13 protein-coding genes and 1 pseudogene are annotated in these 12,652 nt (G+C 41.1%); 8 read left to right on the top strand and 6 right to left on the bottom strand.

What is annotated here, in order from left to right; translation table 11 throughout:
* Genes ACSLFW_RS04935 through ACSLFW_RS04910 form a run of 6 tightly spaced genes read left to right on the top strand, consistent with a single transcriptional unit; the run spans nt 1 to nt 4,275 of the window.
* Nucleotides 1–207 carry a hypothetical protein gene (locus ACSLFW_RS04935; protein WP_436554875.1) on the top strand — a complete coding sequence of 69 codons (207 nt, stop codon included), beginning with the start codon at nt 1–3 and terminating at the stop codon, nt 205–207.
* Entirely contained in the window at nt 179–583 is a 405-nt protein-coding gene (locus ACSLFW_RS04930) for a hypothetical protein (RefSeq protein ID WP_436554874.1), read from the top strand. The genes ACSLFW_RS04935 and ACSLFW_RS04930 overlap by 29 nt, the downstream gene beginning before the upstream one ends.
* Complete coding sequence (locus ACSLFW_RS04925) at nt 513–2,522, top strand: hypothetical protein (protein WP_436554873.1); 2,010 nt, start codon at nt 513–515, stop codon at nt 2,520–2,522. The genes ACSLFW_RS04930 and ACSLFW_RS04925 overlap by 71 nt, the downstream gene beginning before the upstream one ends.
* Nucleotides 2,446–3,498, top strand: coding sequence for a hypothetical protein (locus ACSLFW_RS04920; RefSeq protein WP_436554872.1), 1,053 nt, complete (start codon nt 2,446–2,448; stop codon nt 3,496–3,498). The genes ACSLFW_RS04925 and ACSLFW_RS04920 overlap by 77 nt, the downstream gene beginning before the upstream one ends.
* A 32-nt stretch (nt 3,499–3,530) precedes the next feature.
* Nucleotides 3,531–3,917, top strand: coding sequence for a hypothetical protein (locus ACSLFW_RS04915; protein WP_436554871.1), 387 nt, complete (start codon nt 3,531–3,533; stop codon nt 3,915–3,917).
* Nucleotides 3,862–4,275 (top strand): T9SS sorting signal type C domain-containing protein, encoded by a 414-nt coding sequence (locus tag ACSLFW_RS04910; RefSeq protein ID WP_436554870.1) that lies wholly within the window; start codon nt 3,862–3,864, stop codon nt 4,273–4,275. The genes ACSLFW_RS04915 and ACSLFW_RS04910 overlap by 56 nt, the downstream gene beginning before the upstream one ends.
* 160 nt (nt 4,276–4,435) lie before the next feature.
* On the opposite strand, the gene ACSLFW_RS04905 is transcribed toward ACSLFW_RS04910, so the two are convergent.
* From ACSLFW_RS04905 to ACSLFW_RS04885, 5 genes and pseudogenes are all read right to left on the bottom strand, one after another.
* Nucleotides 4,436–5,335 (bottom strand): cupin-like domain-containing protein, encoded by a 900-nt coding sequence (locus ACSLFW_RS04905; protein WP_436554869.1) that lies wholly within the window; start codon nt 5,333–5,335, stop codon nt 4,436–4,438.
* A 113-nt stretch (nt 5,336–5,448) separates the two neighbouring features.
* Nucleotides 5,449–6,536 (bottom strand): annotated as a pseudogene (gene bioB / locus ACSLFW_RS04900) (biotin synthase BioB).
* Nucleotides 6,537–6,682: 146 nt separating this feature from the next.
* Nucleotides 6,683–7,135, bottom strand: a complete 453-nt coding sequence (locus tag ACSLFW_RS04895) for a hypothetical protein (RefSeq protein WP_436554868.1) — start codon at nt 7,133–7,135, stop codon at nt 6,683–6,685.
* A gap of 173 nt (nt 7,136–7,308) precedes the next feature.
* Entirely contained in the window at nt 7,309–8,634 is a 1,326-nt protein-coding gene (locus ACSLFW_RS04890) for an HTTM domain-containing protein (protein WP_436554867.1), read from the bottom strand.
* Nucleotides 8,606–9,565, bottom strand: coding sequence for a bifunctional riboflavin kinase/FAD synthetase (locus tag ACSLFW_RS04885; protein WP_436554866.1), 960 nt, complete (start codon nt 9,563–9,565; stop codon nt 8,606–8,608). The genes ACSLFW_RS04890 and ACSLFW_RS04885 overlap by 29 nt, the downstream gene beginning before the upstream one ends.
* Before the next feature lie 398 nt (nt 9,566–9,963).
* On the opposite strand from ACSLFW_RS04885, the gene ACSLFW_RS04880 reads away from it, so the two are divergent.
* Both ACSLFW_RS04880 and ACSLFW_RS04875 read left to right on the top strand, forming a co-directional pair.
* Nucleotides 9,964–10,800, top strand: coding sequence for a reprolysin-like metallopeptidase (locus tag ACSLFW_RS04880; protein WP_436554865.1), 837 nt, complete (start codon nt 9,964–9,966; stop codon nt 10,798–10,800).
* Nucleotides 10,781–12,031 (top strand): T9SS type A sorting domain-containing protein, encoded by a 1,251-nt coding sequence (locus ACSLFW_RS04875; RefSeq protein ID WP_436557373.1) that lies wholly within the window; start codon nt 10,781–10,783, stop codon nt 12,029–12,031. The genes ACSLFW_RS04880 and ACSLFW_RS04875 overlap by 20 nt, the downstream gene beginning before the upstream one ends.
* Nucleotides 12,032–12,256: 225 nt before the next feature.
* Here ACSLFW_RS04875 and ACSLFW_RS04870 read toward each other — a convergent pair whose 3' ends face one another.
* Nucleotides 12,257–12,580 carry a hypothetical protein gene (locus ACSLFW_RS04870; RefSeq protein WP_436554864.1) on the bottom strand — a complete coding sequence of 108 codons (324 nt, stop codon included), beginning with the start codon at nt 12,578–12,580 and terminating at the stop codon, nt 12,257–12,259.
* Nucleotides 12,581–12,652 lie beyond the last annotated feature (72 nt).

Genomic DNA, 12,652 nt, shown 5'->3' with positions numbered 1-12,652 from the left:
GTGGCCGCTACCGGCAGCAATACTTCATCCTTGTTCAGTGCCTTTACAAGTGTAGTGTCAAATACCACATTAGACAGGAACAGACTTGAGGTTACAGCTGATCGTTTAAGATTTATCCAGCAGCCAAGCAACGGTACAATTGCTGCTACAATGTCACCGTCTCCAACAGTTGCTGCGATTGACGTTAATCAGAACAGGGCACCTTGATTATACTGCCAACATCAGTATTACGAACCCGACCGGAACCATGACTGGCGATCCGATAAGTGCAGCAGCAGCAGCCGGACTGGCGACTTTTAGCACTGTCATACACACATCAGCAGGAACTTATACCCTTAATGCCAGTAGCGGTGCTTTAGTCGGAACTACAAGTGCAAGTTTTATCATCTCCTCTTTTGCAGTGGGAACCTATTTTACAAAAACTGACGGCGTATGGAGTAGCAGTCCCGGAAACAACACGGCAACCTGGCAGATACAAACATCGGGCCGAACCGGTAGACCTTGGTATTGGAGTGTATCCATCGACAGGGACTTCAAATGTCGTATACATCACAAAAAACATCACGTTAAACGGAACCAATAACGCTGACAATGTAGTTATCGACAACGGAGGTACGCTGAGCACGAGTACTGTTACGCCAACTTTCACCAACCTTACAGTAAAAACAGGAGGTACTTTTAACAAGGAAAGCAACGGTATGATTGTTAATGGTATATTAGAGGTTGAAGACAATGCTACTTTCACCTTCAAGCATACGAATGGAAATGCAATATCTGTCTGGAATGGTACCGAAAAATTCCATGCGAATTCGAATTTCTATATCAAAGTAGTAGACAATACCAGCAATTCACTTTTCATGGACAGCAAGGACGACGTCAGCGAATATAATGGCGCCTGTTTTGGAAACGTGATTGTAGATGTATCGGCAGGGAAATTACAATTGCTTCCGAAGAACTTCACGAAAACATTGGCCGCCGGGAACCTGATTTTCAAGAGCAATACTGACAATATGCGCATTTGCGAAGGTAACTATTCTACTACCATCAAAGGAAACCTGATTATCGAGCCCGGTTATGGCAGCAACAGCATTACAGAACTTACTACTGCCGGCACGAGTTCAATTACTGTAAATGGCGATTTCACCAATAGCGGAACAAGTGCATTCCGTCTTACAAATAGTAATACCGAAGTATTGAATGCGACCTTAAATGTTTTAGGAAATATAACAATAAGCGGTACTGGCGCAAATATTGATATGGATGGCAATGCTACCACCACTTTACATGCCAGTACTTCTACCATAAATATTGGTGGTGACCTGACTGTCGGCGCGTCGTCTCTTCTGAGAAGTTCAAACACCGTAAATCAGGGAATCTTTAATTTTAATGGAACCGGCGATGGACTTACTGCCGCTACAACGCAGACTATCAGCATTGCATCTGCAGGTACAACCAGAAATCAATACATAGATTTTTATGCAAAAGCAGGCTCTTATGTGCAATTGATCAACCAAAACCTGGAATTAGGGAAAAATGCCACCTTTACTGTTAACGGTAGCGGAAGCACTGGTGGTGTGCTTGATTTTAACTTTAATGGCAGTACGCCGCTAAATATCACAAGTTATTCGACAGGTTCTAAATTTACGGCGGAACAGGCTGCAACTTTAAAGATTTCATCGCCTGACGGAATCTCAGCAACATCCGGAACAACCGGAAACGTTCAGACAACTAATGCTCCTGTTTATAATTCTGTTGCAAAATACCATTACATCGGAAAAACCAATCAGGTTCCCGGAACCGGATTACCTGCAGCTTCATCAGCCAAATTTGTAATCATAGAATTGGGAGATAATACAAAAACATTTACGCTTTCCGGTAATGTTGGTATTTCTTCAGCAACTACGCTGGACGCTCAAGGCGGAAGACTGGAGATTCGCAAGGGAATTGTCATGGGAACGAGTACCGCAGATTTTACAGGAACCGGACGCCTGGTTATGTCTGACGGCGAATATAATATCGCATCGATAACCGCAGCTCCATTGACCAATTACCTGCCGCAACTGGCAGCCTACAGCAGGTATTCGCTGACTGGCGGGACGATAAACCTCAGTGGTAATAATGCCATGCAAATCCTTTCCGGAACACCTGCTTATTACAACCTGACAACTTCAGGAAGCAATACGCTGGGTACAGATTATAAAGCGGTAAGTAACGGAACTACGGTTAACGGCACTATAAAAGTTACTGAAAATTCTATTCTTAATGCCAGAACGTATGCGATAGGAGGTACTGCCACTAACTTCAGCATGACAGGCAACAGCCGCTATATAACCGATGGCGCAGGAGACAAACCCGATGCGGGTGGCACTTACAGCCTTGCCCCTACCTCAACGATTGAATTTGCAAATTCATCAGGCGCAGGAGTTGTAAGGCTGCGAACAGACATTGGCTCCGATAAATTATGCCAAGATAATTGTCAATGGCACGAATGTCTCCAACGGATCATCAACAAGTGGTATTAAGTTCCAATCAGGAGGCAGTTTTACAGTGAATAATAATGCTGTCTTTAAACTCAAAAACAATGCAGGCTTCACGGGAAGTACTACGACAGGTATCGATACTGTAACAAATGGCGGGCCGTCAATTACGCTTGCGACAGGTTCTAAAATTGAATACACAGCCGTTAATCCTAATATCCAAACCATCACACCATTTGCTTCATACAGCGACGTTGGTATTTCTGGTACCGGAAAGAAAATATTAGGGACGCCAGACGAAGTGCTTGTCGGACGTGATTTGTCAATAACAGCGGGAACTTTAGAAATCGCCGCCAACAGGTTACTGACAGTTACCAACGCTATTGCTTCTGTAGATGATGCCATTACCGTAAAAGACAGTGGAAGCCTTGTACAAATCAACGATGGTGTTACAGACACCGGATTGATAACTGCGATAAGAACAAGCCGTTCAATGGCTGCAAACGATTATATTTATTGGGGATCGCCGGTTGTAGAAGATGTTTTTTCGCAGATACCGTCGAGCTTTGATTACACTTATACATGGCAGACTGGCGGCGCATATGACGGGGCCTGGGTTGGTTTGGAAAGCACAACAGCCGGAAAAGGTTTTATTACAAGAATAAACGATAATGGTGCCGGATCTGCAAGCTTTTATTTTAACGGAACACCTAATAACGGTACTATTAATGTGGCCGCTCAAAGTTATGATTCAGGCGGAACACCTCAAGCTTCAGGAAATACAGTCCTGCTTGCAAACCCGTATCCATGTGCGTTGGATGCCACGACTTTTGTAAACACCAATTCGTCAAGTATTGAAGGAACGTTGTATTTCTGGACATCTACAACGCCACTTACCAATTGGGTTTACACCGCGAATGATTATGCCAGCTGGAACAAAACCGGCGGTACTACTACAGGAGGAAGCGCACTGACACCAACAGGAAAAATCGGATGCGGCCAGGGATTTTTGCCACCCTGAAATCAAATGACGGGATTGTATTCAACAACCTGATGAGATACCGCACTGATGCAGCAAGCAACAATCAATTCTTCAGAAGTAGTAACAGCGAACCGGCTGAATCTGGAGAAAACAGGATATGGCTCAACATTACAAACACTGACAATATGTTCAGGCAAACACTTGTCGGATATGTTCCGGAAGCCACGAATGGTTATGATTCAGGTTTTGACGGTTACAATTTTACCGATAATCCACTTAACATTTCTTCTATAGTGAACACGCAAAATATGGTTATCCAGGGCCGTGCATTGCCATTTGACGTGAATGATATTGTTCCGCTCAGCGTGACAATTCCGACTACAGGTGCTAATACAATTACTATTGACCACACTGACGGGTTGTTTTCATTCAGACCAGGATATTTATCTTCAGGATAATGTATTGAATGTAATTCATGACCTTAAAGCATCGGCTTATACTTTCGAATCAGCACCAGGAACTTATAACGACCGTTTTGTATTGCGTTACACGAATGGAAACCTGGGCACAGGTGAAGTTGATTATGCCAACAGCGTCATCATTGCTAAAGACAAAAACCAACTCAAGATAAAATCTCAAACCGAAGCCATTGATAAAATTGTTGTGTTTGACCTTCTGGGAAGAAAAGTTTTTGAGAAAAACCAGATTAATAACAATACTTATTTTGCTTCAGACATTGTATTGAACCAGCAAACGCTTATTGTAAAAGTTACTTTAGCAAATGGCGTAGTCGTTACGCGCAAACTAATATTCTGATGCATGACTTTATAAATCAATGATATGAATAGCCAATCTCTTACAGAAAAATGAAATTCTCAGGATTGGCTATCATCGTGTCGTTGGTTATGAATGCCGGCTTCGCCCAAAATACTTATCCAGGCGCGACAGGCGGCAACCAGAAAAGTGATTCTATCATTTAATTAGAATGAGGCACTAAAACCTTATTTTTCAATTTTTCCAGATTTCTGTTGGTACGGATAATTGCCTGTTCATTTTTGTAATCTATCCATTGTTGTCCTTTCAGCTTGCGCATCGTATTATCGAAATAACGCATAATAAAAACATTGTACGCCGCTTTCGAAAGGTTAGTGATATTTCTCGGAAAAGCTCTTAGGCTCATCGAAAAACCCGGTGTCAGGTATTTCATATAATGCCAATAACCTTCAGGCATGTAAAGCATTTCGCCGTGTTTCAGATTACATACAAAGCCTTTTGCATTTCCAAGGGCTGGCCATTTATCATAATCCGGATTGTCAAAATCGATGTCTTCCCGGGCAATTAAGGCATGTGGTACTTTGTACAAAAATGGTGTTTGGTCGGGCGGAAAAATCATGCAGCGCTTTTCTCCGTGAAAATGAAAATGAAGTATATTCGGGTAATCGATGTCATAATGCATGAACACACGTGAATTTTCTCCACCGAAAAATAACATCGGCAACTGTTTTATCAATCTTAATCCAATATCCGGAAATTTGAAATCCGCTTTCAATCCCGGGACTTCTTTAATCAGGTTATAAAGGAATATGCGATAATTTGTTGGCTTCGATTTCAGCAAATCAATATAATCAGCCATTTTCATTTTGGCATGTGCCTGATTGAAGCCTTCCTTATGTGTAACCGGACGGTCGTCATACAGCGGAACCGTCTGGTCACCTGCAATGTTTTTAATATATTCTAGATTCCATTTGGAATAAGCCGGCCAGTCGGAAATCAATTGTTCGACAACGACGGGCTTTTGTTTTTTCACGTAATTGTTATAGAAATCTTCTTTCGAAATGGTTTTTACGCGTTCAATCTGGGTTAGTTCTAAACTCATTTTTTGGTTGTTTCTGGTAATAAAAAAAGCTCTTAGTAAAGCACTAAGAGCTAAGTTAAGAAACGATTATTTTTTTAGGAATCGATTTAACAATCCTTCAACATAAAGAAATGCTAAACTTTTGCTTTTTGTGAAGCCTCCAGATTGCGTTCAATTGAATGTCCCGGACGCGACCATTTTGGTTTTTCGCCTAAAGCGGCAAATTGAGAATCTTCAGCCTCAACGGTTTCCGGCTGCGCCATTTTCACGAAAGGTTTTTGTGGTTTCAAACCGAGCATATCGAACATTTTCATGTCTTCATCTACATTCGGGTTTGGCGTCGTGAGTAATTTATCGCCTGCAAAAATCGAGTTGGCGCCGGCAAAGAAACACATCGCCTGTCCTTCTCTGCTCATGTTCATCCTCCCGGCAGAAAGACGCACCTGCGTTTGCGGCATTACGATTCTTGTCGTGGCAACCATTCGTATCATTTCCCAGATTTCGACTGGTTTTTCGTCTTCCATCGGTGTTCCGTCGACCGCGACCAATGCGTTGATTGGCACTGATTCCGGTTGGGGGTCTAGTGTTGAAAGCGCTACGAGCATTCCTGCACGGTCATCGATGCTTTCACCCATCCCGATGATACCGCCACTACAAACTGTTACGTTGGTTTTGCGGACGTTTTCTATCGTCTGCAAACGGTCTTCGAAACCGCGTGTCGAAATGACTTCCTTATAATATTCTTCTGAAGTGTCTAAATTGTGGTTGTATGCATACAATCCGGCTTCAGCAAGACGTTGTGCCTGGTTTTCGGTAATCATTCCGAGCGTACAGCAAACTTCCATATCGAGTTTGTTGATGGTGCGTACCATTTCAAGCACCTGGTCGAATTCAGGTCCGTCTTTCACGTTTCTCCAAGCTGCACCCATGCAAACCCGTGAAGAACCACCTGCTTTGGCACGCAAAGCCTGTGCTTTTACCTGCGAAACCGACATCAAATCATTTCCCTGAATGTCTGTGTGGTAACGTGCCGCCTGCGGGCAATAGCCGCAATCCTCAGGGCAGCCGCCGGTTTTGATTGATAATAAGGTAGAAACCTGCACGACGTTCGGGTCGTGGTATTCGCGATGGATGGCGGCGGCTTCGAAAAGCAAATCCATCATCGGTTTGTTGTATATATCGAGAATTTCTTCTTTGGTCAGTTATGTTTTGTTGTACTCATGCCTGCATATTTTGGTTGGTTCAAAAGTAGGGAATTCCTGTTTAAGAAAAAGAAGCAAGAGCCAAGAATCAAGAATTATGCAGTTTGCGTAATTTCTTGCCCTTAGCCCTTGATTTTTTGATTTTTGTCTTGATTCTTTTCTCTTCTTAATCGACTTTATTGATGACTTCTACTTTATCTTTCCAATATTGCATCAGGCAGAAAGATACCATTAATGATGCCGCAACCGATTCGAATAAAAGACCGATTGAATATTGCCAGATGGAGATTTCGCCGCCTCCGAAAATATAACTGTCGGAAAGATTCTTAATATACGATTCTCCACCGTGAGCGTAAATATAGGCCAATAGTGCACCAACACTCAGGATCGCACCAATCATCGAAGTGATGACAGCCGCGAGAAAATTGGTATTGTAACCGCGAACGCCAGCTTCCTTATTGCCTTTGATAGTCCTGTTTACGCCATAAATCACGAAAATAATATTGAAAATCCGCAGTGCGGGATATTGTGAAAGTCCGAGGAATTCAAGCGCCAAAAAGTAAATCCCGATTCCTAAAAAAATGATGATTCCGTTGGTAACTTCTCTTGTAAATTTCATAACAGTTGGTTTTGGGTTTTCTTATTACAAGGTAATTCGTAATAAAATTAGTTAAACATTTATCTACTAAAATTACGCAATAATGCTTAATAATTTATCTTTTTAACGAAAAAATAGAACAATTTTAATATTGCCTTGGGAATTGATGAAATCAAATTTTAAGAAGATTTTGCCTACGGAATCAGATTCCCGTTATCATCATAAAGCAGAATCCATTCATTATGAAACCAGTAATCCCATTTTGCCGAAGCCAAATCTGTTTCCGGATTGATGAACGTCATGAAGGCGTCGTCATTGAGTGCCACTTTACAATTTACAAAAACGCGCACTGATTGTCCTTTAGCTTCATACTCTTTTTTGATGTATTGTGCCATTTGCCAGATGCCGTCTGGTTTGGATTGTACGAAAACGCATTGTTTCGGCGTCAGTACTTTGTGATAATTGTAGATTTCTTCAACATTGGTTTTTTTGTCGACTACTTTAAATTGCACCATTCCGTGCCGCATCCGCAACATCATGCGCCAGCTCAGGCGGTGGCCTTCTTCCGTCCAAAGCACATCGCCTTTGATAAAATAATGCCGAACAGGAAGTGCCAATTGTATTATGAAATACGGAATGAAGCAATATTTCAGAACGTTTGCATGCCGCGAAACAACCGCGTCATCTTGCAGGATTGGTTTCTTCGGGAAAAATATTTTTCTGATACTTTCCGGTGGATAAAAGAATACCACGAAACTCAGTGCCAGAAACGGGAAAATTCCAATCTGGAAAAAAATCGAATTGAACAGGTGAAATATCAGGCAGCCGATGAAAGCAGTAGTTCTTGTTTTCCTCCACAATAATAACGGAACAATCAGCAAATCAAACCCAAATCCGGAATAAGCGATGAAAAGCTGGAACCAGTGCGCGCCCAAAACCGAAGCCGCATGTTTAAAATAAGGCGAACCGTGAAAAGCAAGATTGATAAAACTGCCGTCCATCCAGCCTGGATATAATTTTGAAATCGCTGCAAAAAAATAAACAATCGCCACCTGAAAAATCATCATGAACGAGCACCAATAAGGCATCGCAGTATTTTTTATTTTCGGATTTCGTTTTGCATCAAGTGAAAACCAGGCATTTGCCGGAAGAAAAATCATAATAACACAAATCAGCAAAACCAGATAATAGTGATTGTTATAGGAAGATTTCTGCATCAGATAAGCGCCCGTCCATAACAAAGTATAAAGCGACATGCTCAACCGATAACGATATCCCAACATTACTAAAATGCCGAAAATTCCCATAAAGGCGAAGTAAATATACATGCCGTTTCCCGGAAGTGGTTGCACCCATTCGAACCCTATATAAGAAAAAGTGAATTTGGGGATGATGAAATTGTTTTTCACCCAACCCGTCAAAATCGCACCGAAAGCCTCACAGGCCAGCAATAAACCGAAACAAATCCGGAAGAGAATCAGCGGGGCATTATCAATCGGTGAAAGTAACTTCTTCGTCATTGCTGCCCTTTTTGATAAATTCCAACGAAATGATTTTGTCGCGATGCAATTGTTCTTTCAACGCTTCAATCGAATTGAATTTCTCTTCATCGCGGATACGGCTTAAAATCGAAACCGAAATCGTGCGTCCGTAAAGATCTTCATCCAAATCGAAATAATTGATTTCGATGGTTTCACTTTCCCCGCCTACAGTCGGATTGGTGCCGATGCTCATCATTCCGTAAACCAATTTTCCATCGATTTCACTGCTCACAACATAAATGCCATGTTGCGGGACAAGTTTGTAAGTTTCAGGAATATGGATGTTCGCCGTTGGATAGCCGAGTGTTCGTCCGAGTTGTTTTCCTTTTACGACGGTTCCGGTCAGCATATAATGGTAACCCAGATATTTATTGGCCAAAGTAATATTTCCGTCCTTGAGGGCATTGCGGATTTTGGTGGAACTGACGGCAACTTCGTTGATTTCCTGTGGTGATATCTGTTCGACCTCAAATCCGTATAAATCGCCAAAAACAACCAGATCATCAATACTTGCGGTGCGATTTCTGCCAAAACGGTGATCATGTCCGATGATTATTTTACTGATGTTGAATTGGTCAACGAGAATATTTTTCACAAATTCTTCTGCCGTAAGTCTCGAAAAAACCTTGTCGAAAGGATGAATGACGAGATTGTCAAGCCCGGTTTTTTCGAGCAGCATTGATTTTTCGCCGATGGTATTGAGCAGTTTAATCTCTGATTGGTCTTGTAAAACCATCCGCGGATGCGGGAAAAATGTGAGCAAAAGTGTTTCACAGCCGGAATCTGAAGCGTTTTGCAAAAGCCTTTCAATGATTTTGGTGTGTCCGATATGGACGCCATCAAAAGTCCCTAACGTTACAATTGTTTTGGCATCGGAGCTGAAATCGGTAATCGAATGAAAAATCTTCAAGGCATCAGTTTTAACTTTACAAATTTAGGCTATCCGCAGAAAAAAATACTGCTTCGCCCGTAAATATTAATCAAAACGCGGATGCTTTTCGGAAAAATAAATCTATTCTGCAAAAAAGTGTATAATAAAGAGATGTTTATCAAAGATTTGTGCAAAAAAAGAAATGATGTAATGCATATTTTACGCAAAATTCGTTAATTTTGACTCCTAAAATAAATTTTCTGATCATGAAAAAAATTCTACTCTTATCGTTTGCTTTTGGTTTTTTCCTTTCCGGAAATGCACAGGACAAGAAACTGTGAACCAGAATCGATGGCAACACTATCAGTAACATCCAAAAAAGCGATAGAAAACATACGCCTTCGGATTTTCTGGTTTACAGCCTGAACCTTGAGGCGATGAAAACGCAGTTAGCGGCAGCGCCTTCAAGAAACAGTCATATCACTTCAAATGTATTGATGTCATTCCCAACACCCGAAGGTGGTTTTGAAACTTTCAGAATTTACGAAGCTTCGATTATGGCTTCGGATTTGGCTGCGCGTTATCCTGAAATCCAGGCATATATTGGTGTAGGCGTAGACAACCGCTATGCTTCCATTCGTTTTACGACGACCATTTTTGGTTTGCACGTGATGCGTTATGCTGCTGAAGGGACGAGTTATATCGACACTTATACGAAAGATTTAAAAAATTATATCGTTTATTCAAGGGAAAGTCTTCCTGATCCTGAAGGTTTTAGTTGTCAGGTTATCGGTGAATCTGACGAAGATCATACTGAGGGCAAAAACGCCAACAGCACACAGTCAAACACAGGATTGTTCAGGACTTACAGACTGGCACTTTCTACTACGATAGAATATTCTACCTACCATATTAATGCTGCCGGTTTGAGCGGAGGAACTGTACAACAAAAAAGGGCAGCCGTTCTTGCTGCTATGAACGTAACAATGGTGAGGGTTAATGGTGTATTTGAAAGAGACATGTCACTCACTATGGTATTGATATCCAATACTGATATCCTGATTTCTTTGACCACAGATGATGGTTTCACTAATGACGATGGTCGAACATTATTGGGTGAAAACCAAGCATTCGTAACGTCTAATATTGGCAGCGCTAATTATGATATCGGACATATTTTTCTACCGGTGGTGGTGGTATTGCTGCATTGGGTTCAATCTGTAATTCAACGCAAAAAGCAAGAGGTGTTACAGGATCTCCTGTCCGGTTGGTGACGCCTACGATATTGATTATGTTGCGCACGAAATGGGTCACCAATACGGCGCCAACCATACTTTCAATAGTGAAACGGGTTCATGCAGCGGTAACAGAAATGCCTCAACTGCAGTTGAGCCGGGAAGCGGAACAACTATTATGGCTTATGCCGGAATTTGTGCACCACAAAACGTTGCTAACCATTCTGAAGCGCATTTTAGCTATAGAAGTATGATGGAAATGGACTTAAAAGTAAGTGGAAGCGGAACCTGTTCTGTAAACACTGTCAACCCTAATCAGCACCCCGTTATTGCAACACTCACCAATTATACAATTCCAATCAGTACAGCTTTTGTATTGAAAGGAAATGGCACTGACCCTGAAAATGATGCTCTAACTTATTGCTGGGAACAATCTGATGCAGGTACAGCTTCCTCTGTTCCTAATGCTGCTACTTCAGTAAGCCCTAATTTCAGGTCACGGACTCCAAGTACTTCACCTGACAGGTATATGCCTATATTATCGAGTATTATTGCCAATAACCTTACACCAACTTATGAAAAAGTGCCTTCAATTGAAAGAGTAATGCATTTTGTACTTACTGTAAGAGACAACAATACTGTTAATGGTGGACAAACCGACCGTAAAACAATGACTTTGACATTCTCAGGATCGACCCCGTTTACTGTAACTGCTCCAACAACTAATGTTTCATGGCCGGCATTTACAACCCAAACCGTAACATGGAATGTTGCCAGTACCGATGTAGCTCCAATCAGCACACCTCTTGTTGATATTTATATTTCAACTAATGGCGGTCTGACCTTCCCTACATTGCTGGCTTCAGCTGTACCAAACAATGGCTCAGCAAACATCATTGTTCCGAACAATGTTGGATCAACCAACAGGATAATGGTTATGGGCCATGATAATATATTCTTTGACGTTTCAAATACCAACTTTACAATCACATCTGCACCTTTGGGGGTTAACGGGCCATCATTATTTGATTTCTCAGTTTATCCGAATCCAAACAAAGGTATTTTCAATGTGAAATCTGACAAATTCACTTCAGATAAAATTGAAATGCAGGTTTATGATGTAAGAGGAAGAATCATTTTCAGTAAAGAGTTTGCGGGAAGCAATGATTTTAATGAAACCATTTCGCTCCAGAATGCTGAAGCCGGTATTTATATGTTGTCGGTTTCAGACGGAAAAAACAAAGACGTGAAAAGAATTGTAATTCAATAATTATAAATTTCTATATAAAAAAAGCGCTTCCGGAAACAGAAGCGCTTTTTTTATTTAATCTTAAATTCGATACTTCGAAGGATTTGAGGCACCTCATCAACTTTAAACTCAAAAAGGAATTGTTGCTTCCCTTCATTTTCCGAAACGGTTAAAGTCCCATTTCTGATTTTGTAATATCCGGTAGCGCCTTTACAATAACAGAAGCGACCGAAAACTGCCGGCAAGTCAGTATATTTTCATTGGTTTGATATTATTGTCAAATTCAACAGTTATTTCTTCACGCAAACCGGCATCCATAACGCCTTTTGGCACATCCTTAGAATATTCGAAAACAACAGTGTTTTTAGTTGTATTTTCAACCATTTCGTAATGAAAATTCTCATTATTTTCATCTGATTTCGTTGTAATGGATTTATTATTGAAAATTTTTATGGAACAAGTACCATCTTTCGGACAATCTGAGCCAGAAATTTCAACTTCGCCTTTATTAGCCAAAGGCTTGCATCCGGACAATAAAACGACTATAACGATAGCGTAGATTTTTTTCATAACTTCTTAATATTTAACGGTTTCGACAGATTAATTTTAACAGATTTTAATAAAAGTTTTAATGTTGTTTGG

This window comes from Flavobacterium sp. 3HN19-14, assembly GCF_051373205.1.
Taxonomy (GTDB): domain Bacteria; phylum Bacteroidota; class Bacteroidia; order Flavobacteriales; family Flavobacteriaceae; genus Flavobacterium.
Note: the sequence above shows the minus strand (reverse complement) of the source record. Positions and strands in the feature narration are given on the sequence as shown.